Source organism: Photobacterium frigidiphilum, assembly GCF_003025615.1.
GTDB lineage: Bacteria > Pseudomonadota > Gammaproteobacteria > Enterobacterales > Vibrionaceae > Photobacterium > Photobacterium frigidiphilum.
Map to the genome: position 1 here is coordinate 42,628 of NZ_PYMJ01000033.1, position 21,453 is coordinate 64,080.

Consider the following 21,453-nt stretch of genomic DNA (forward strand, 5'->3'; position numbering starts at 1 on the left):
GTGCTATGTTTTTAGCGGTAATCAGAACATGGAATGTATATGAAAGCACGTGAAGCGAATTTTGATGGGTTGGTAGGTCCTACACATAACTACAGTGGCTTATCTTTCGGTAATGTCGCATCTGAAAAGAATCAAGCGAATCAATCCAACCCTAAGCAAGCTGCCAAGCAAGGGCTAGCGAAAATGAAAGCACTGGCTGATATGGGCTTAGTGCAGGGCATTTTAGCGCCTCAAGAACGCCCAGATGTTCACACACTACGTCGACTTGGCTTTATGGGTAGTGATGCGAATGTTATTGAACAAGCTGCTAAGCAAGCGCCTAAAGTGTTGGCTGCATGTTGTTCGGCTTCAAGTATGTGGACGGCGAATGCGGCAACAGTGTCTCCTTCAGCTGATACCGCTGATGGTAAAGTACATTTCACCCCCGCTAATCTAACAAATAAATTTCATCGCTCGATTGAACATGAGACAACAGGGCGAATCCTTCAGGCAACCTTTGCTGATAAAAAACACTTTGCTCATCATCCTGCGTTACCTGCTGTAGAGCACTTTGGTGATGAAGGCGCTGCAAACCATACCCGTTTTTGTCATCAATATGATGAGCAAGGTGTCGAGTTTTTTGTTTATGGTCGTCATGCTTTTGATAGCCGATACTCAGCTCCGAAAAAATATCCAGCTCGTCATACTTTTGAGGCATGTGAAGCAGTGGCGCGTCTTCATCAATTAAATGGCGATAAAGTTGTGATAGCGCAGCAAAACCCAGACGTTATTGATCAAGGTGTGTTTCATAATGACGTTATTGCAGTGGGCAACAAGAACGTTCTATTCTGCCATGAACAAGCTTTCTTGAATCAACAAGATGTGTATAACGAGTTAACCGCTAAAGTTGGAGGAAATTTTAAAATTATAGAGGTTCCAACTAGTGCCGTAACCATTGAAGATGCTGTGACTAGTTACTTGTTTAATTCTCAATTGCTTGAAATGCCAAATGGTGAAACAGTATTAGTCCTGCCTGAAGAATGCCGTAATAATGAGCGAGTTTGGGCGCACGTACAAACGATTATTAATGCTAAGCAAGGTATTGATAAAGTACAAATATTTGACCTAAAGCAAAGTATGGCAAATGGCGGTGGTCCGGCATGCTTACGTTTACGTGTCGTTTTGAATGAACAAGAACTTCAAGCCGTCAATCAGTCTACGTTAATGAACGATATATTGTTCAATCGTTTAAATTCGTGGGTAGATAGCCATTATCGTGACACGATAACTGATGCTGACCTTGCCGACCCACAGCTAGTGGTTGAATCTCGTGCTGCACTTGATGAGCTAACTCAAATTTTAGATTTAGGCTCGGTTTACGCCTTCCAGCGATAGCCATTCATGATTGAACTATGACTTATTTAAAAGCAGAAAGGATTACCTTTCTGCTTTTTTTTGTGCTCTGTAGCAATAAATAAAATGAAAGACAGCTAATGCTTTTGTAAGCTGAGTGGATATGAATGTAAAATTATACCTTTGCTGTTGCTCGTTCCCATTTCAAATCAAGCTAGAGAATTTAATACTGATTTTTCACAATGATTAAATACTTTCTTTCTTATTATTAAGTCACTGCTTTTTCTGGTTTATGCATGTGTTAATGATATGTTGAAGAATGCTTTGCAATTTGAAATTAACAATAATTAAAACTCGCATGTTTTTTTAATATCATGTAATTTAAGTGTTTTTTTTTGGCATGCTATGTGGATAGTCCCCTTCCAAATATCAAAAAAAGAGTGAAAGATAATGCGCTACTTTTATATTTTAGTTATTGCATCTTTTATAGTTGGATGTGGGGGAAGTGACGATAACAATAATACGAATATGGCTGAAGAACTAACTAGTTCATTACTGAGTGAGCAATTTGCCCCAGGCAATGCTCAATTTTCTAATTTCGAAAATAAGCCGTTTAGTGTAGATCCTCAATCATTTAATTTCGACGGAAATAATGTATATCTGAAAGTTTACGACACGGATGGAAACGTCTTTTATTTGGGGAGAATAAATAAAGATGCCCTTTTCTCTATTGAATTAGTCTTACCAAATAGTGACTCTATCGTCGCTTATGACATTTTTACTGATTCTGCTAATGATCTGTCTATAAGTGGAGATTTTGTATTATGAGATTAATACTGTTAACTGCTCTGATATTGTTACTAACTGTTTCCACTCATACACTTGCTGAAAGTGTTTCGGTGAAATTGAAAGACACGATTAAACAAGGTAGCGGAACGATTGATGTGTTTCGAGCACAAACACAAAATAAGAACCCTACGGCGGCAGAATTAGAAGCTTTTCGTGTCAATAATGGTGGGAAACTAGTGTTTGCTGTTGATGTGAATGAAGCTGCAAACGGAACCGAAAAAGCCTCGAGCCAAGGGATCGCGGTAGAAAGTGCTTCTATTACGGTAGTCAGTGGAGGAGTTACAACTACGTTCTCTGATTTTTCAACGCCGACGCGGTCTATGTTAGCTAAAACGGGAACTACCGAACGAACGGGGTATTACACTATTATAGGTGAAACTGGTTCTTCAAGAGTGACACCGAATGCTAACAGTGATGTTAATGGCTCTTCATTTGATGAGGTGTTAATTATAACCGTCGGTCAAGATTTAAGTTCGGCTACGGCTGTTACGTTAAATGTCACATTATTAGATACCAATATTTCATTGGGGGATCCAGAAGCGTTCTATGATTTTTCTGGGGGCTTTGAAGATGTGGCATTAATCAGTGATGAAGATAATTCCGTTTTAACTGGGCTCGGAGCGGGGCAGGCAGAAGCGCCATTGGTGATAACACAAGGGCAAGTATTGAACCCCATTGATGCATGGGTGTATTACCCATCTTCAACAGAGTACTTTTTGGCTGCGTATGAAGATCTGTATCCAGTAAAAGGGGATTATGATTTCAATGATTTAGTCATAGGCTATCGCGTTGGCTTTGGTATGAATAATGGCCAAGTTACTTCTATGTTGATATATGGCTATATTATTGCGCGAGGCTCTAGCTATAACCATGATTGGTATCTTCACCTTGCGTACCCTGATGGTACAAGTGGTAGCGGTACACTTAATTTGTTTAAACCGGGCTCTACCGAACAAGAAGAAGGCTACCCGATAGCCATTACGCAACTGAATGATTTTGATCAGAAAATCTTAATTAGTTCGAAAACTCTAATGACACAAGTGGGATCTGAAATGGTGAACACCTTGACAGATAAAGCCTTAGTACAAGGACACAAGTTCAGTATTTCAATGGACTATGATGCCTTGATTGATGTATCTCAGCTTGATACCGCACCGTATGATCCTTATTTATATGTTAAAAATTCAGGATATGAAATACATCTGCCGAACAAACCTGCTCGCTTAGGTATCTCCGTCAATAACAGTGAAACTGGAGCGGGATTTAAAGATAGTAGTGGATATCCGTTCGTTATTATCATTCCCGATGATTGGGAACCACCATTAGAGAATACCGATTTAGGAGAAGCTTATACCGATTTTCTTAATCATGTTGCCAGTTCTGACAATACGTTTTCATCGTGGTATTTGGCACCACAAGGTAGCAAGGTGAAAGGGATAGGACGGGGGCATTGGAAGTGGTAACCGATTAAATATCTCTTTCTGGGATAATAACGACTGAGCAAAGCTTACCATTATTCAGTGTTAAGCTTTGCTTGCTTTAAAAGTTAACCTCGCTAACATCCATCTGTATGGTTGAAACTTCATGAAAGGTTATTTCCTCACCATTTACACTTAAAATATAGTACGCCAAGCAATTGTCTTTAACCTTTCTACCGCGTGAAAAAAAGAATATGGCATAGCCAGATTTTTTAGTAATACGCTTCTCGTTTGAGACCTCTAAATAATTTTAAATATTTACAGCTATTCGTGTTGATTGAAGTGCGTGCCATTACAATGAGCTGGTGGTATAAGTATTTAACGCGCAAAGAAAGTTTTTTAGTAAATATTAATATTCGCTTGTGTGAATTACATGAGTAAACAGTTGAGGAAGGAAGTGCTATGCACGATATTGTTACTGTTGCGGTTACTGTCTTTATGGGTTTTTTTGCGATGATGAATCCGATTGCCAATACGGCAGTTTTTGTGGGTATGACAGGAGATTTCACTCCACAGCAACGCCGACAAACGGCAATTAAAGCACTAGTCGCTGCGTTTTGTATTATTGCTGCATTTTGTCTTTTGGGTAAGGGCATTTTTGAGATATTCGGAATTACATTACCAGCCCTACGATTAGCTGGCGGTATTCTAGTTTTCTTAGTGGGATATCACATGCTGCAAGGTAGCAGTTCTAAATTACACACCAATGAACAGGCAACTCCTGACAAGGGCGAGAAAGTACAGCCAGCAGACATTGCCATTTCACCGCTCGCCTTACCGATTTTGGCTGGCCCCGGTACTATTGCTACAGCAATGAATTATTCTGCATCTGGCAGTATGCTGAACATTATTGTTACTATCGCTGCGTTTGCTATTTTGTGCCTTATTACATTCGTATGCTTTTTATATGGACCTAAATTGGTCGATATGATTGGTGAAAACGGTATTAATATTACGACACGCTTGATGGGGTTGATCTTAACCGTCATAGGTATGCAAATGTTGATTCAAGGTGTGCATGATGCCTATTTGTTATTTAATGTCACTCCTAAATAGAACAGCTTGCTATTTTATATTTGAGTTTTAACGCCGATAAATACTGCCACATTACGTGGCAGTTTTAATTTTAAGCTTCGTATAATTCTAAAGGTAAGTTATCGGGGTCGCTGAAGAATGTGTAGCGTTTTCCTGTATATTCATCGGTGCGAATAGGTTCGACTTCCACGCCTGCGTTTTGTAGATGCAATGTGAAAGTGTCTATCGATTCGACGGTAAAAGCTAAATGACGCAGTCCTCTAGCTTCAGGGTAGCTAGGTCGCGGAGGGTTGTTTGGAAAAGAAAACAATTCTACCTGATTGCCATTTGGTAATGCTAAATCCAGTTTGTAAGAATTGCGTTCAACACGGTAATTTTCAGCAATCACTGTTAGCCCGAGAATAGTGGTATAAAATCGCTTAGATTTTTCATAATCTGAGCAAATAATTGCAGCATGATGAATACCTTGAAGCATTGTTTACCTTTCTAAGCCTGAATGGATTAAGGAACAAGCCTACCTTGTTTTGAGGCCATTGTTTATTCAACAGTTATCAAAAATAGAAAATCAGTAGCGCGACACTACTGACTTTTTATTTTGTTTACTCTATATCGTTTTATATTGCTTTGTTAGTTTATTTCCAGCGATTACACGCTTGCAGGGTAGTCGCTATAACCGTTTTTATTACCACCAAAAAGTTTAGTGTTATCTGCTTTTGCTAAGGCTACGTCATTGGCTAATCGATGTGCTAAATCTGGGTTTGCGAGAAATGCACGCCCAAAGGCAACCAAGTCGGCATAGCCTGCATCTAGAATGGATTCTGCACGTTTAAGATCATATCGACCCGCGACAATAATGGTTCCGCTAAAGCGTTCACGTAACGCAACTCGAAAATCATCTGGAATAGTAGGTGCATCATCCCAATCAGCTTCAGATAAATGCACGTACGCAATACCACATTGATTAAGGTGTTCTGCAGCATCTAAAATCGTAGGAACGATATCAGGGCAATCCATATCTTTAAATGTCACAAAGGGTGCAAGGCGAACGCCCACACGCTCAGCGCCAATACGCGCAGATACCGCTTCCACTACTTCCATCAAAAAGCGCAGTCTATTTTCACGGTTGCCACCGTATTCATCGGTGCGTTTGTTAGAATTAGTACGAAGGAACTGGTCGATTAAATACCCATTTCCGCCGTGGATCTCTATACCGTCGAAACCTGCTTCTATCGCGTTTTCTGCGGCTTGTGCAAAATCGGCAATAACACGCTTAATATCATCGGTATGCATTTCGCGAGGCATCGGGCACGGAAACATTGTGCCATCTTCACCGTCTTTAACAATCCATACTTGCGTATCGATAGGCTGTATAGCCGATGGCGCTATTGGTGCTTCGCCGTTCTGAAAATGTGTATGCGATACTCGACCTACATGCCACAGTTGGTTAAATATTTTACCGCCCGCCTGATGCACAGCATCGGTTACTGTTCGCCAGCCTTGAATGTGCTCTGAGGTATATACTCCTGGAGTGAACGAGTACCCTTGGCTATCATCAGAAATTTGTGTAGCTTCTGTAATGATTAAGCCTGCTGATGCACGCTGAGCATAATATTCAGCCATCATTTCGTTGGGTATATTTCCCGGTTGGCTGGTTCTAGCGCGTGTCATTGGTGCCATTACCATTCGGTTTGAAAGTGCGATTGGCTGCTGAGAGTTATTTGACATCGATGTTGGTGTGAATAGCGGGTGAGTCATAATAATGATCCGTCGTGTAATGTTTGATGGAATAATAGTGACAGGAAATACGGTGCTGAAAAGCCAGTGCTTACAGTAAACATCTTCAAAATAAATTTGAAAGTGAGTTTGTTTAGCTAGTTATAAGTGTGTTTATGCTATAGCTTGAATGAATCATAAAGAAGAAAGGCTAAGTATTGTGGCGGGTATTGCAGATTACAGAACATTCCTCGAAATAGTACACAGTGGGAGTATTTCCGCTGCGGGACGTCGTTTAAATGCCTCACCCGCGAATGTGAGTGCAGTGTTGGCGCGCTTAGAAAAGCAATATGATGCACGTTTGCTTTCTAGAACAACGCGTAACCAACAGTTAACGTATGAAGGCGAGCATTTCTACCAATTTTGTTTATTAGCTGCAGAGCAAGAAGATGAGTTATTAAACCATTTGTCAAAGCAGCAGCAGTTACAGGGAAGCATTGCTATTTCTTGTACGTGTGATTTTGGCCGCAATGTTCTGGTGCCTTTATTGGATGAGTTTATGACGTTGTATCCGCAATTGTCGATTCATTTGCATCTCACCGATAAGCTCAGTGATTTGGTGAAAGAGAGTATTGATGTAGCCATTCGATTTGGGGCGCTAAAGGATTCCAATTTGGTCGCACGCCGTTTGGCTGATAATCATCGCGTGCTGGTGGCATCACCGGAATATTTAGCTCAGCATGGGCATCCGCAAAGTGTGGAAGAATTGGCTGATCATGCGTGCTTGTTGATCAGCCGTGAAGGAGAAACACAGGCTGAATGGCAGTTTAATAAAGCCAATCAGCTCTACAGTGTTGCCGTAAACGCGGCATTTTCCAGTAATAATGGGGAAGTGGTAAAACATTGGGCGCTGGCATCAAAAGGTATCGCGATGAAATCTATTTGGGATGTGAAGGCAGCCTTAGCCGACGGAACGTTAGTGAGTGTGTTAGACGAGTTCCAACAAGATGATGGTGCGGTGTATGCCGTTTTCCCTAATCGTAAATTCTCACCACAGCGAATTACAGCCTTAATCGACTTTCTCAAGCAAGCGTTACAGCAATAATGTGCATTTTTTGGCTATTTAGAGCGTTTAATCGGAATGTATTCTTGACCCATTTCTACCTCGCCAGCGATAATATGTACAATAGATCAAATTGACAGAAATGTAGGTTATTAACCGGCATTTATTTTTCACCGAAATTATGGAGTCTCGATGGCAAAGCTAAGCTTACAAGAGCAAATGCTGAAAGCAGGTCTTGTTGACAAAAAGAAACTAAAAAAAGCAGCAAAAACGTCTAAAAAGTCTCGTGTTCAATCAAGAGAAGCAAAAGCTGCCGTTGAAGAAAAGCGCACAGCACAATTAGAGCAAGACAAAGAGCTGAATCGTCAAAGAGATGATGAAGCAATGAAGAAAGCATTTGTTGCTCAGATTAAACAGCTTATCGAAATGAATCGCATTGATCGTACTAAAGGTGATATTAGCTATAACTTCACCGACGGTGCATTAGTTCGAAATATTTATGTTGATAAAACAACACAAAACGAGCTAGTAAAAGGTCGCTTGGCGATTGTTCGTTTTGGTGATGGATTTGACGTTATTCCTGGGGTTGTCGCAGATAAAATCAGCTTACGTGATGAAGATATTGTTGTTCTAAACAATATTGTTGACGAAAAAGACGTAGATGAAGATGACCCATATGCAGATTTCGTGATTCCTGATGATTTGATGTGGTAACACAATTTAAATTGTAGGATCCACTGCAACTTAATTATTGTCAGACCTAAACATTAAAACCCGAAGTGACATATGTTCACTTCGGGTTTTTTAGGTTTTTAGCTAACGTTGGGTAAGGATGAGTCACAGGTTCGTTTATTCTGTGATCAGTTTCCGACGGAATATACCGTTGCCTGAGATTGCTCATTTCCCCATTTGTTTGTCAGTTTTACTGGTGGAGATGCTATCTGACGTTTTTTAGCTTGTTTTAAGTTGTGGTGTGCTTTTGCGTAATAGGTTGGGCTTGCATTGATAGCTCGTTCTAAGTAACTAACAGCAGCTTCATAATCACCTTCTAACATAGTGAAATAACCAATATCATTCAGTGCTTCTGCCACGGGCATTACATTTTGAAGTGCATCAAGTGCATCGCTATAACGCTTACTGCGAATGTAGACTAATCCTAAATTTGACCATGCGCGTTTATCTGTTTGATAAATAGTTGTTGCTCGTCTATTGATCACTTCTGCTTGTTTTAAATCTCCGCTTAAATAATATGAATATCCGAGGTTTGTTAGTGCTTGGCGAGATTTGTGATTAATGCGCAAACAGGCTTGATAAAGTGCTTGAGCTTCAGTATGGCGTGCATTCAAGTCTTTAATTACGGCATAAGCAATATAGGCGTTTAATGGCGATGTTTGGTTAATTTTTAATTGTTGTACAAAATCAGGTTTCGTTGGATCCCATGTTTCATTCTTGAAACGCTGTTGATCCATTCTTATGGCACGCAATAACTGCTTTTCTGCATTTTTTTGCTCGCCTTGTTTGAGTTCAATAATACCCAAAGCTGCGGCATATTGAATATTATCATCTTTAATAATAACAGCACGATTATAAGCAACTTGTGCTAATTCATAATTACCGCGTTGTTGGTGAATATACCCAATTTTATAATAAGCTTGATCGATATTCTCTTGAACTGGGAAATTCAGCGCTCTTATGTATTCATAAAGAGCGAGATCCGTATCTTTACTTCGATAAGCCTGATCACCCCGTGCGATTGCTTCAGCGGCAGATGCTGGTGGAAAATCACCATTCAATCCTAATGTTGCTTTGCCATCATAAAGTTCGTGGTCAAAGTTAGGATTGGTCGTTTCTACCGTTACCTCGTTACTCGCACACCCAAGTAAAATAAGTGGAGCGAGTATTGATAATAGTATAAAATGGTAGGTCTTTTTTCTAAATGTTGTCATTCAATCTCTCCCTTTGAAATAATTTGTTATTTTCCGCCAAAGACTTCCAGTACCGCGATAATGGCAGGACCGATAGCAACAGTAAAAAAGCCAGGCCAGATGCAGGTAACTAGTGGGAATATCATTTTAGTCCCAATTTTTGCTGCTTCTTCTTCTGCTTTTTGCATACGCCTATCCCTAAATTCTATGGCGTATTCTCGTAGCGTGTCGCCCATACTTGAGCCAAGTTTAACGGATTGACTGATGATGCTGACCAACCCTTGAAGCTCAAGTAACCCTGTACGTTCGATAAATTGTGACAATGCGATAGGAAGAGGTACACCGAGTCGTACTTTTCTACATACAATTTGCAATTCACTACTTAATTCAGGGGATAGAGCCTCAATTTCATTCGCAACTCGATTTAATGCGGCCAAAAAACCAAGCCCCGCCTCTGTGGTAACAACAAGTAAATCGAGCGCATCTGGAAAAGCATTGGATAATGTTCGAATCCGCTTTTTTGCTTGCTTTTGAAGAACAAAATTGGGCAAAAATGTTGCGATAGCCATTGCAAGCAAAGTATAGAACAGTATTTTTTGAGTAGAGAGTTCGGGTAGAAATTTAGATGAAATTAATACGCCGAAGAGGGCAATAATCACCAAGATTATTTTTATGGCGTAAAAGTTGGTTAATGCTTGTTTCTGTTCATAGCCAGCATGCATCAGTAAATTTTTAGTCTGATTCCGCTCTTTAATTGAAGATGGAGAGATATATTTGTCCATTGATTCTAGCGTATTATCAAGGGCACTTGATTCTGCGCTTTTTTTGGTTGTATCCTTGCTTATATGAGAGAGACTGTGTAATCGTTTCTTTAAAGGGTTAAGTAAATTTGTAATAAGCAGCGTTAAACAAAGAGTGAACGTCACCACGCTAATAAATGCGAGCCCTAGAAATATCCAACGCGCTAGGTTTTCATCAGAGACTAAACCAGTAATGAGGGTAATAAGATAATCCATATTAGACCTCGATACGCAGTATTTTACGAATCCAAATCATACCTACCAGCATGCACACTCCTGTAATCATTAATAGGTTTACACCTCGATCAGATTCAAATAAAGGGTCTAAGTAATCGGGTGTAGAGAGATAAATCATGATGACTAAAACAAAGGGAACACACATAAGAATCCATGCCGACATTCTGCCTTCTGCAGATAACGAACGAACCTTACGGAGCAATCGAAAGCGACCTCGAATGACTTCGGAAAGGTTTTCTAATGTTTCGGCTAGATTCCCCCCGGTTTCTTTCTGAATAATAACAGCGCTATTAAAGGCCAATACACTAATAGAAGGGTTGCGTTGTGCCAGATTTGCTAAAGCCACTTTTATATCAACCCCATAGTTTAATTCAGAAAATGTTTTTCCAAATTCTACTGATACTGGTGCTGGCATTTCTTGGCTAACCGTTTTCATCACTTCGGTAAAAGGGTAGCCAACCAATAGTGCTCGTTTCATGACATCCAAGGCTTCAACGAACTGTTCTTCAAATAAGCATAAACGTTTTTCTGCTTTATATCTCAGCCAGAATGTAAAAGAAAGTATGATTAAAAATGGCATTAAAACGGAAAAAATAATACTTTTTGTAAGCACTAATGTAATAGGAGCGGCGACAATACTCATTATGATTAACCAGAAAATAGTCTTATATGCTTTCCATTCAAGCCCTGCTAACGTTAAATGCTCTGATAAGTATTCACCAACAGCATTGTTTTCCAGTTTGCGTTCTGTAGGGGTCAGTTTATCGAGGTAATGTTTACGCAATAGTGATTGTTGATTTTGACCATTGCCCGTTTCTGCGATTAATTCGAGCTTATTTTTTAACAAGCGAGAACGTTTTGCCCGCGAACCAGTAGAAGAAACCAATACGGTTTGCGAAACCACAACGGCCGCTATAAAAAAGACAAGTAAGTATATTTTTATATCAAACCCCATTATTGCCCCCGTAAACTATTATCTGGTGTGAAATGTGAGTAAGGCAGGTTGATCCCCATATGTTTAAAGGCTTCAACAAATGAAGGAACATTGCCTGTTGCTTGATAATGACCTAATACATTGCCTTGTTCATCGATACCCATACGTTTGAAACAAAAAAGCTCGGTCATGGTAACGACCTCACCTTCCATACCATTCAGCTCTACAATGCTGGTAATACGGCGCTTACCATCTTCCATTCGACGTAACTGCACAACGATATGAACCGCAGACGCAATTTGTGCGCGTACGTTTTTTATGGGCATATTCCAGCCTGCCATGGCAAACATATTCTCAATACGCCCTAAAGCATCCCGTGGTGTGTTGGCGTGAATGGTAGTCATTGAGCCATCATGACCCGTATTCATGGCGGCAAGCATATCAACGGCTTCACCGCCACGAACTTCTCCAACTACAATACGATCTGGACGCATACGTAATGAGTTTATAACCAGTTCCCTTTGGGTTATTGCGCCGCTGCCTTCAATATTTGGAGGTCTTGTTTCTAATCTTACGACGTGAGGTTGCTGAAGTTGTAATTCTGCAGAATCTTCAATGGTAATAATACGCTCATTAGAGGGAATAAAACTTGAGCAAATATTAAGCGTCGTTGTTTTTCCTGAGCCTGTGCCGCCAGAAATTAAAACATTTAAGCGACCCTTAACAATGGCTTGTAGTAAATCTGCCATGGGTTTATTTAGGCTTCCGTAGTCTAAGAGTTGTTCTATGTCCAACTTTTCGACCGCAAAACGTCGAATAGACAGTGAAGGGCCATCGATAGCTAAAGGTGGAATAATGGCATTTACCCTTGATCCATCTTTGAGTCGTGCATCAACCATTGGTGAACTTTCATCAATACGACGTCCGACAAGTGAAACAATGCGATCAATGACATTTAATAAATGAGCATCATCTCTAAATTGGGCTTCTGTCGCTTCTAATTTACCCTTCCGTTCAATATAAATGCTGGCATGGCCATTAACCAAAATATCTGAAATGGTAGGATCTTTTAATAAAGGTTCTAAGGGGCCAAGTCCTAGAATTTCATCAATAATTTCGTTGATGATTCTTATACGTGCATCGGCGTTTAAAGGGACATTTTGGTCTAGTAGCAAGGTAGAGGCAGCATCAAAAATTTGTTCTTTTGCTTGTTCTCTATCTAGGGTTTCTATCAGTGATAAATCGAGTGAGTTAAATAATTCTTCTAGAAGATTTTTTTTAATTCGGCGATCACTCTCACTGATAGAGTGCTGTTGTGGTCTTGATTCTTGTTCTTTAACCTCGGTATTAACTTTCACGGGGTTATTTTCTATAATCAGCTCTGCTGGTGGTTCCTTTTTAAAAAACATATCTAATTCCTTATGAATGAAAATAACCGTTCAATACCTTTCAATTTTTTCTCGTTCTTATTGAGTATTATGTTAGAGATTGTTCTCATCTCTTTAATAATCGGCTGCTTGCTAGAGTGAGTGGCAAGTAGTTCGCCTAAATTGGTTGAAGCGCTCACAGATTGAAAGTCATTAGGAACTAAAAGCAGTTCATCAATATGTAGTGATTTTTTTATTTCTTCAGGTGTTATTTCGATCTTTTTTGAATAACGATTAACAATGATTTTAAATTTTTTATCATTAATACCCAAAAGGTGTTTAAGTTGTTTGATTAAATTTGCAGCTTCTCTTATCGCAGGTACATTCTGTTGCACAACGATAAAAATATATTCGGCCTCTGATAGGGCAGGCAAAGTGAATTTTTCTATACCACGCGACATATCTATAATTATATGTTCAAAGTTAGCCCTCAATTTAGTTAGAAATTGGTTAAATGCAAGAGGGGAGTGTGTAGGTATAGTGTCAAATAGCTTATCTTTACGACTTGCAATAAAACGTAACCCTGATTCATGTTTTGATAGCAGCCCTTGTAAAGCGTATTCATCTAGCTCATCTGTTTGTTCTAAAGCATCGCTCAATATGAATTTAGGGTTGGTTGAAAGCAAATTGGGTATACAACCAAATTGGGCATCAGTATCAATGAGTACAGGTGGGGAAGTATGCTGTAAAGTCACCATATGTGCGACAGTTGTTGCTATTATAGACGCGCCCATTCCACCTTTAGCATTAATGAAAACACTTATTTCGCCTAGCTTTACGTCGCTTTTTTTTAAGGTTGCACAATCAAAAAATACCTGATCTAACTCTTCTTCACCAAATGGAATTGTTAATACATCTTTAACGCCAAATTTAAGCGCTTGGCGCATTATGATTGTATCAGCATGGTCAACCAGTAATACAATATCGGGTATCCGTGAGTTTTCTTTTAGTGCCTGTTTTAACGATACGATAAGTGTTTGCCAATCATCTTTTCCATCCATTAGAATCAAATCAGGTGTGGTTGATTCTTTTAATTGACTTAAACTTTGCTCGACTTCTGAGTTAGTCATGCTGATAAACTTTGCATTCGACCACAATGATATATAAGCAGATAGGTGAGATGTGAACTGATCATTATTACTAATAACCCAACCTTTTAAAAGGGTAGCTAATGGCAGTTTGGCTTTTTTTTCTTTATTTTCTACTGCTTGTAAATTATTCATATGTCACCATTCTTTAGCAGTCAGACAAGCCAGTGCGAGTAACGCCTAAACTTTCTCTAGGTAATTGGGTTGTGAAGCTGGGGGCGATAAAATCAACACCAAAGGTAGCCAGTGGAATAATCAAATTTATTTCGTAGTCAACAATGCTTGCTTCTACATATTCAATGGTAAGAAATGTTGATGCGTCAGATAATGAGCCCGCTATTTCACTGCCATCACTACCTAAATATTTTATTTGGATGTTGTTCGATGTGAAATTTTGAAGTGGAACATTATCAACAATAGCAGCCGTTAGTATGTCGGCTTGCTCTGCGGTGGTAACTTGGCAAACACTGGCTAATCGTGCGGTACGCCTGCTCGTTTCATTGAGCACATGCCATGTAAACATCAAACGCCCAAATTCAATGATTGCAAAGATGATGATAAAGAATAAAACAGCGACAATACTGAATTCTACAATGGTTATTCCATGTTGTTTATTATTTAGTGTTAGTAGTTTCATTACAGCACCCTCATCGTATAACTGGACGTCATATTAAAGTTGAGAGAAATATCATCACCAGAAAAAAAATTGGGTAGTGTCGTTAATACGGGTTGAAAAGGATATACGACCTCTACTTGCACATAATTGTTGTTAAAAGTGACAGATACATGATCAGTCGTTAACGAGGGGAGTAAACTATCGTTACCAGTACTGGTTGTACCGTATACAACAAGGTTGCTAGCATTAGCTACCTGTGAATCTGTTAACGAATAAACGCCTGTTGTGCCAGATCCAATCACATTGGCAAGGTAGCGAGTGCTATCGCGGCTTAATTTTTCTAGTTCTGAATAGAGGTAAAAGGCACGGCCTAGTTCTAATATCGATAGAAGTAATATTAATAAAACGGGTAGAATAATCGTAAATTCGACCATGGCTAACCCTTGTTGAAGACGTATACTTTTCATTATGAATCCTCACTGTCAGGATCATTAAAGAGTACAATTTTATAAGGACCGTTCTGGCTTGGTGTTATGCCCGGGTTACCTGTGTTAACTCGGCAATCTTTAATGAATTCGCCGACAATCCACGAACTATTTCCTCCTCCTCCTTTCTCATCTACATGAGCCGTTTCACTTAATGGTTGTACTAAGAAAAAACAGCCAAGCCCTTTTAAAGGTATATCTATTCGCCCACCTGATTTGTCAATTTCATCGCATTTAAGAATAGGTACACTTAATACTCTGCGAAAATATCCTTCTGATTGGCATGTAGGATCAGATAGACAACTTTCAAAATCTTGATTATTGTTATAATCATCAAAACTATATATATCGTCGTGAGATAGCGTGGTTTGATACTCTTCAGTGGTATTGCCATTCCCATCATCAACCTCGACAGTTTGTACTTCAACTAAATTATTTTTGTCGTAGTAGGTATCTTTATCGGCCGGATATATATTTTCATCGTTCTTGAATGTACCTTCGTAAACACCAAATCGTGTATCGATACCCCGAGTGGGGCCAACCATGTTTCCAGGCTCTGAGGTTATTATTTCATCTTCAACAACAGTTAAACATGCATCGAAACTGCCTGCGAGTGCTTCACCATAGGAGTTCGCACCGGGTACGGCATTGCCATCTGCATCTTTTAGTGCCATAGGCATAAAGTTACCAGATCCGATGGCTGAGTCTTTAGAGCTTGAGGCTTTTAATACATGTAACGACCCCTCATCGTAACCAGAGAGAGTGGTATCACTTTCATCTCCTTCGCAAATACTGAGTGGTACAACATTGCAGGTTGTTGTAATACTGCTACTTGGACCTGCGACAGCTGATGATCTTGCTGACATATCGATGTTAAAAATGGCGACAAGGTAATCAGCAACATCAACATCTTCTATGCGAACCCTGACATACGGTGAGGAGGTAGTAATTGTTGCTGAATCGAAGGGGAGAGACTCTGAAAATTCATAATGAATATCAGTATCATCAATGGTCATGGAACCAAAACCATCTAACGCAAGGTTATTATTAATGGCTTCATTTCCAGCCAGAATAGCCGTAGCGTGATCGCCACCTAAATCAATCGCTTTAGCGGCGCTAAGAGCGGCAGAATCGACAAGGTTTTGCAATTTACCTTTAGATAAAATCAAATTACCAACATCTAGAGCAAGCGCGCCCGCACCAATTAAAACGACCATGGCTAATGTTGCAAAAATTGCCACTACGCCTTTTTGAGCGCGATAGGGGGATGCAATAATTCGTTTAATAACCATGGGTACTCCTTGTTTTATGAAATGTATCTATTGCCTTTCTTACGATTCGTCGATTAATGTTTTATTCTTTAATTCCTTCCCTTCTTTTCCTTCATTACCGGAACTAATTGCTTTTGATGCTTTTTTACCACTGTAAGGAGGAGAGCCCACAGGTACTTTATTTTCAGCTAATGGATCGACAGTTTGCATGCGGATCATTTTGTTTCGGCTATCACCTAAATTAAATTCGTTCGCACAGCTTGATACAGACATCGCCATAATAAAGGTCGTAAACATAATTATTTTCATCATCTTATTCCTTATAATTGATGTCCGAATCGACCTTCAGATCCAGCCTTAGGTGCAATACTGTAATTTGAAGAGTTAGATGTTTGTGTATAGCTATTCTCTGTCGGTTCATTACGTTTTAGTTCACTCATGCGACCCAGTAAGTAGTATTCCCAATCATTGGGTTCAACAAAATTATCTGTTGGTAGAGTAATATCTTGTTTACGTACAGGTTTGGCTAAACGAGGTGTAACAAGAATGACAAGTTCGGTTTCACCTTTACGAAATGATTGGCTACGAAATAATTGACCAATAATGGGTAAATCACCTAAACCAGGCAGCTTTTCTACGACATCAGTAATGTTTTCATTGAGTAACCCAGCAATACCGATTGTTTGACCATTACCAAGTTCTATGGTTGTTTTGGCTCCACGCTTTGAAAGGGAAGGAACAAAAAATTGAGTATTAGTACCACTAGGAGCTATAGAAACGGCATTTTGGTTCGATATTTCACTCACTTCGATATTCAAAGCGAGATTGATGCTGTCAGCAGACATAACGGTAGGAATAAATTTTAAAGCGACCCCAAATTCTTTAAACTCAATGGTAATATTTTCATCATTCGGAACCGGTATCGGGAATTCACCCCCAGAAATAAACTCTGCTTCTTCACCACTTATGGCGGTTAAAGTGGGTTCTGCTAATACTTTGGCTAACCCATTTGTTTTTGCTATGTCAAAAGCGGCAGCAAAGAGGGTGTTACTACTTAAGAAACTTGCGAATAAACCGTTATCGTCAATGCTTAGTGGGTTTGAAATTGCGGCATCTATAATAGGATCTATTATCCCTACATTACTAGGCACACTTGCTCCGCCACTTGCTCCTCCCCATGTCCAATTTCCACCTTGATGGGCAAAAACAAATTTAGAATCAAATTCACGTACCAATGATCGCTGTACCTCGGCAACGGTAACCTCTAACATGACTTGATGTGAGCCACCAACAGCCATTAAATTAATAATTTCACCGTCAGCTGTGAAGGTGTTTGCTATTTCAACCGCGGTCGCGATTTTATCAGCGCTAGATACCTCACCACTTAGCACTAATTTATTTTGGCTGGTATAAACTGAAATTTTTTCATTGGGCATGAATTCATATAACTTGGATTTTAGCGCGTTTAAGTCGTGCGTAACTTCGACATCTAATACTGTGATTAATTGATCTCTTGAATCCCAAATTATGACGTTGGTGGTGCCGAATTGCTTGCCTAACACATAAATCTTGTTTGAACGAAGAATTAAAATATCGGCAATCGCTGGGTTACCAACCGATATTTTCTTTGCTCTTCCTGGAATTTCAATCAAACGTGATTTGTTGTGTGGTACTGAGATACTTTCAGTTCGAGTGGCATTCACATTGGTCGTAAAGCATAAGCTAACCAACAGAATACTCAAAAAAACGATGCATTTTTTGTAAAGGGCTTTTATCGCTGTAAATTCCATTTTATTGACTCCATGTGACTATATACGTACGTTGACACGACTTGTGTCAGTCCCTTTAATAATGGTTACTGCATCGGTTGTGCGACGATAAACACGCTTTTTTTGTTCAATATCATTGGGGTTACGCAGTGAAAGCTGTAATTCACCTTTAGATTTAGCGGTGACTAAAGACTCTGCTTGTTTCGGGGTTAATTCTAATGTGACAGCCCGAACAATAACGGGTTTTGAATCATCTGTTCGGGCTGTTTGATCGACCGCGAGAATTTTAATTTTCTTTAATACTGTTATAGCGTTGTTTGATTTTTCTTTGGTATAGATAACATCGACAAAATCACCGGGTAATAAGAACCCTGCTACACCTATAACATCATTCACTCGAATGGTAACGGCACGCATATTTGGTGAAATTAAAGCGGCAAGCGTTGTCCCTTCTCCTGGCGTTACAAGGCGTTCTTTTCGTAATAGGTCACCTTCAAATATTTCATTCCGAGCAAGCATACCCACGACTTGTTCTGGTGTTTCATACCCTTTACTTTTTACTAGATCTGTAGGGTAGTATTCGATGCTAAGATGCTTAGCTTCAATTTTTGTGCCCAGTGGAATTCTTTGTTGAGCCATTACTCTTGGTACTTTAGGTTCTTCTTTCATAACTTCTTTTATTTGAACTTCAACCTCTGTAACCCGCTCTGCGGGTTTAGTTTGCGCATTGAGGTTGGCTTGTTTTGATTGTAACCAGTTGTTAGCCAATATTAGCGCGCCAAGACCCATCATGATTGAAATGAATAAGGTCAGAAATATCTTGCCTTTAGCCATGTGTACCTCCTAATACATCATGCTCAGCACGATCAACAAAATAGCTGCTCCAGACACTATCAATAAGTGACGGGGTTATATGTTTTTCAAGCTGGAAAAAATCAATTTGATTGCGACACATGGTCACAAGATCCCTTGGGTAGCAAGGTAATAACGGAATATTATGATTCTTATGGAGTGTGTCGATAACATGTTTAAGGCTTTCACTTGGAATGCTTAAATCATGAAATAAACCCTGTTGTTGCCATAGATATTGATAGTCACTAATCGATATCGGTTCAAATTCAATTTTGTAACCAATACGACGAAGAAATGCATCGTCGGCAAGCTTAGCTGGGTGAATGTTAGAAGAAAAAACCAATACTTGTTCGAATGGAATATCAAAATGTTCACCTGAAGCCATAGCGAGGTAATCGATTTTTTCTTCTAAAGGAACAATCCAGCGATTGAGTATCGTATCAACAGAGACTCTTTGACGGCCAAGATCATCAATAAGAAAAATACCGTTATTGGCTTTCATTTGAAGCGGGGCGCGGTTTATTTTATGGGCTATATCATAAGAGACTTCAAACATTTTATCGGTTAGCTCACCACCGACCACGACTTCAGGCCGTTTACATAAAAGTAGTCGCTCATCATGCCCGTTATCTAGGCGTAAACTTTGCGCTGAGGTTGCGGGTGTAGAACTCACTTTTTCATGAATAATCGGGTCGTAAACTTGTAATATTTGATGCCCGATACACACTGAATGAGGAATATAGACGTTAGAATTGAACATTCTTACAAGGCGGCGAGAAACATAGGTTTTACCCGTGCCCGGTAAACCGTAAATAAAGATGGCTCTTCCTGAGTTAAGTGCAGGTCCTAACTGACCAACCAATTTTTCTGGCAATATTAAATCGCTTAACCCTTCTTTGAGGCTTTTAGGCGTCACTGATTCTTTATTTAAGCTTTGTGAGGTAACAATTTTTTTATAAAGTGAAAGAGGAATAGGGCTCGGCCCAAGATATCCATCGCGTTGTAACTCATGCTGGGAAAATAACATCCCTTTCTTGGTTAGCGCATAACGGATACCTTTGTCGATTCTTAAATCAGACCGCACCTCTACAAGCGCTTCTGCCTTAAGTTTTTGAGCTAAAATATCGATAAGGTTACCGGGTAATGCCATCGACTGTGAAAGGTGAGGCACATCTAAATCAATGGCTTGAGATAAATGTTTTAACAGTAAACTTTCAAGTAGCCGTGAAGGAATGCCCGTTTGCTCAATGGTTCGTGGTTTAGGAAGCAAATCATTAGGATTCGTTGATTCAGCGATAACTGAAGAAGCAGAATGCATCATAGATTAGCCTCATAATTAAAACATATAAAATTCGCAATAGAGTGTGGCGAGTAAAATAGCCCCACCCATAGGAACAGCATTTATCGCAATGGAATCAGCTTTAGGTGACTGATAGAATCGATAAAAGATAATATTTGCCCAGCGTCTAAAGTTGGGTATGAATTCATGTTTACAAATCATTAATAGTAATGATAATGCCCCGGAAAAAACGACAGACATCGAAATTAATAATAATATGTTAGGAAAACCAACCACAATACCCAGTGCCGCGAGCAGTTTTGCATCCCCAGCGCCAAATAGACCGAGATAATGCAATATAACAGAAACGAATAAACCTACTATAAGCCCCAATAAGGCGTCGGAAAGGTAATGAAAATCGAGTGATCCTATAACCAATGATGAAATAATTGCTTGAGCTAACCCAAGGGAAATTAAAACAATAATGGCATGATTAGGTATTTTATTCTCTCTAATGTCGTAGAGGGCAGAATAAATAACAACGCTAAGGATCACTAGATTCATTGATATACTCGTTAAATGCTATACTTTGTTATTAACTAATATCAGTGGTTATACTGCTTATCACGTTTGTAACCTGATTACCTAAAGCCCCAAAAGCGCCAACAACAGCTGCTCCAACAAGCGATCCTGCAATCGCATACTCAACCGTTGTTAGTCCTTCTTCGTCTTTCCAAAATTCGATTAGAGACTGTTTGAAATTCTGCATGGTAATACTCCTGTAAGGTTTTAATGTTGCTTGTCTAACAACCCAAGCTAATTTAACAATAGTTCAGCCCATATTTTTTTGTGGTATTTTTTTGACACTTAAATAATATTAATTCTAACTATATGTTTTTAAATGTAAAAAATATTCATTTAATATTTAAATATACATAATTACTATTAATTGAGTTTCATATTAATTTGCCTTAAAAGCTAGGCGTTTTGCACTTATTATTTGAATCAAGCTACGATGTCGTTAAGTGTTGGAATTAATTAATAAAAATACATTGGTGCTGGTTTTAATTAATAATTATGTCTGTTTTTTTAGTCATATTTCAAGTTCCTAAAGCATGATTGTTTTGCTTGGCTCATAAGAAAAGTATTGAGTTAATAAGGTGAGCTTTATCTTCATTTTTGATTGTGACGATAACTTCTATACTATATTTAGCGAAATTAATTTTTTGTTTCGATTAGTAAGATGATAATGCGCATTAAATTTAATGCGAATGAATATCATTTGTAGTATTTTAGTGAG

Annotated in this window: 22 protein-coding genes; 6 read left to right on the forward strand and 16 right to left on the reverse strand. The window is 39.2% G+C overall.

Annotation, left to right across the window (positions count from 1 at the left end; genetic code table 11):
- Window positions 1–39 precede the first annotated feature (39 nt).
- The 4 genes from astB (at window position 40) to C9J12_RS23475 (ending at window position 4,715) form a co-directional block, all read left to right on the forward strand.
- The gene (gene astB / locus C9J12_RS23460) at window positions 40–1,374 is read left to right on the forward strand and encodes an N-succinylarginine dihydrolase (RefSeq protein WP_107244910.1); all 1,335 of its coding nucleotides are present in this window, start codon (window positions 40–42) and stop codon (window positions 1,372–1,374) included.
- 408 nt (window positions 1,375–1,782) lie between these two features.
- Complete coding sequence (locus tag C9J12_RS23465; protein ID WP_107244911.1) at window positions 1,783–2,160, forward strand: hypothetical protein; 378 nt, start codon at window positions 1,783–1,785, stop codon at window positions 2,158–2,160.
- Window positions 2,157–3,644 (forward strand): LruC domain-containing protein, encoded by a 1,488-nt coding sequence (locus C9J12_RS23470; RefSeq protein WP_107244912.1) that lies wholly within the window; start codon window positions 2,157–2,159, stop codon window positions 3,642–3,644. Before C9J12_RS23465 ends, C9J12_RS23470 begins: the two co-directional genes overlap by 4 nt.
- 417 nt (window positions 3,645–4,061) lie before the next feature.
- Window positions 4,062–4,715: a MarC family protein gene (locus tag C9J12_RS23475; protein WP_107244913.1), complete on the forward strand. Its 654-nt coding sequence runs from the start codon at window positions 4,062–4,064 to the stop codon at window positions 4,713–4,715.
- Between the two features lie 70 nt (window positions 4,716–4,785).
- Here C9J12_RS23475 and gloA2 read toward each other — a convergent pair whose 3' ends face one another.
- Together gloA2 and C9J12_RS23485 are read right to left on the reverse strand one after the other, a co-directional pair.
- Window positions 4,786–5,169: an SMU1112c/YaeR family gloxylase I-like metalloprotein gene (gene gloA2 / locus C9J12_RS23480; protein ID WP_107244914.1), complete on the reverse strand. Its 384-nt coding sequence runs from the start codon at window positions 5,167–5,169 to the stop codon at window positions 4,786–4,788.
- Between the two features lie 170 nt (window positions 5,170–5,339).
- Window positions 5,340–6,449, reverse strand: coding sequence for an alkene reductase (locus tag C9J12_RS23485; protein ID WP_107244915.1), 1,110 nt, complete (start codon window positions 6,447–6,449; stop codon window positions 5,340–5,342).
- A 148-nt stretch (window positions 6,450–6,597) separates the two neighbouring features.
- Between C9J12_RS23485 and C9J12_RS23490 the strand changes: the two genes are divergently transcribed.
- On the forward strand, window positions 6,598–7,512 hold the full coding sequence (locus C9J12_RS23490) for a LysR family transcriptional regulator (RefSeq protein ID WP_107244916.1): 915 nt from the start codon (window positions 6,598–6,600) through the stop codon (window positions 7,510–7,512).
- A 150-nt stretch (window positions 7,513–7,662) separates the two neighbouring features.
- Window positions 7,663–8,184 (forward strand): DUF2058 domain-containing protein, encoded by a 522-nt coding sequence (locus C9J12_RS23495; RefSeq protein WP_107244917.1) that lies wholly within the window; start codon window positions 7,663–7,665, stop codon window positions 8,182–8,184.
- Between the two features lie 146 nt (window positions 8,185–8,330).
- Here the strand turns inward: C9J12_RS23495 and C9J12_RS23500 are convergent, their stop codons facing one another.
- The 14 genes from C9J12_RS23500 to C9J12_RS23565 are packed head-to-tail and all read right to left on the reverse strand — an operon-like array spanning window position 8,331 to window position 20,922.
- Window positions 8,331–9,416: a tetratricopeptide repeat protein gene (locus tag C9J12_RS23500; protein WP_107244918.1), complete on the reverse strand. Its 1,086-nt coding sequence runs from the start codon at window positions 9,414–9,416 to the stop codon at window positions 8,331–8,333.
- 26 nt (window positions 9,417–9,442) lie between these two features.
- On the reverse strand, window positions 9,443–10,411 hold the full coding sequence (locus C9J12_RS23505) for a type II secretion system F family protein (RefSeq protein ID WP_107244919.1): 969 nt from the start codon (window positions 10,409–10,411) through the stop codon (window positions 9,443–9,445).
- Between the two features lies 1 nt (window position 10,412).
- The gene (locus tag C9J12_RS23510; RefSeq protein WP_107244920.1) at window positions 10,413–11,387 is read right to left on the reverse strand and encodes a type II secretion system F family protein; all 975 of its coding nucleotides are present in this window, start codon (window positions 11,385–11,387) and stop codon (window positions 10,413–10,415) included.
- Window positions 11,387–12,775, reverse strand: a complete 1,389-nt coding sequence (locus C9J12_RS23515; protein WP_107244921.1) for a CpaF family protein — start codon at window positions 12,773–12,775, stop codon at window positions 11,387–11,389. Before C9J12_RS23515 ends, C9J12_RS23510 begins: the two co-directional genes overlap by 1 nt.
- 2 nt (window positions 12,776–12,777) lie before the next feature.
- Entirely contained in the window at window positions 12,778–14,016 is a 1,239-nt protein-coding gene (locus tag C9J12_RS23520) for a response regulator (RefSeq protein WP_107244922.1), read from the reverse strand.
- Between the two features lie 13 nt (window positions 14,017–14,029).
- Complete coding sequence (locus tag C9J12_RS23525; RefSeq protein ID WP_107244923.1) at window positions 14,030–14,518, reverse strand: TadE/TadG family type IV pilus assembly protein; 489 nt, start codon at window positions 14,516–14,518, stop codon at window positions 14,030–14,032.
- Window positions 14,518–14,964: a TadE/TadG family type IV pilus assembly protein gene (locus C9J12_RS23530; RefSeq protein WP_107244924.1), complete on the reverse strand. Its 447-nt coding sequence runs from the start codon at window positions 14,962–14,964 to the stop codon at window positions 14,518–14,520. The genes C9J12_RS23525 and C9J12_RS23530 overlap by 1 nt, the downstream gene beginning before the upstream one ends.
- The gene (locus C9J12_RS23535; RefSeq protein WP_107244925.1) at window positions 14,964–16,274 is read right to left on the reverse strand and encodes a Tad domain-containing protein; all 1,311 of its coding nucleotides are present in this window, start codon (window positions 16,272–16,274) and stop codon (window positions 14,964–14,966) included. Before C9J12_RS23535 ends, C9J12_RS23530 begins: the two co-directional genes overlap by 1 nt.
- 39 nt (window positions 16,275–16,313) lie before the next feature.
- Window positions 16,314–16,565, reverse strand: a complete 252-nt coding sequence (locus C9J12_RS23540; RefSeq protein ID WP_227876440.1) for a hypothetical protein — start codon at window positions 16,563–16,565, stop codon at window positions 16,314–16,316.
- Between the two features lie 8 nt (window positions 16,566–16,573).
- Window positions 16,574–18,043: a type II and III secretion system protein family protein gene (locus tag C9J12_RS23545; RefSeq protein WP_107244927.1), complete on the reverse strand. Its 1,470-nt coding sequence runs from the start codon at window positions 18,041–18,043 to the stop codon at window positions 16,574–16,576.
- Window positions 18,044–18,061: 18 nt separating this feature from the next.
- The gene (cpaB, locus tag C9J12_RS23550) at window positions 18,062–18,856 is read right to left on the reverse strand and encodes a Flp pilus assembly protein CpaB (RefSeq protein ID WP_107244928.1); all 795 of its coding nucleotides are present in this window, start codon (window positions 18,854–18,856) and stop codon (window positions 18,062–18,064) included.
- Window positions 18,849–20,195, reverse strand: coding sequence for an orc1/cdc6 family replication initiation protein (locus C9J12_RS23555; protein WP_107244929.1), 1,347 nt, complete (start codon window positions 20,193–20,195; stop codon window positions 18,849–18,851). Before C9J12_RS23555 ends, cpaB begins: the two co-directional genes overlap by 8 nt.
- Before the next feature lie 15 nt (window positions 20,196–20,210).
- A complete protein-coding gene (locus C9J12_RS23560; RefSeq protein ID WP_107244930.1) occupies window positions 20,211–20,717 on the reverse strand; it encodes an A24 family peptidase in 507 nt (168 codons plus the stop codon).
- 31 nt (window positions 20,718–20,748) lie between these two features.
- Window positions 20,749–20,922, reverse strand: coding sequence for a Flp family type IVb pilin (locus tag C9J12_RS23565; RefSeq protein WP_107244931.1), 174 nt, complete (start codon window positions 20,920–20,922; stop codon window positions 20,749–20,751).
- Window positions 20,923–21,453: the final 531 nt, after the last annotated feature.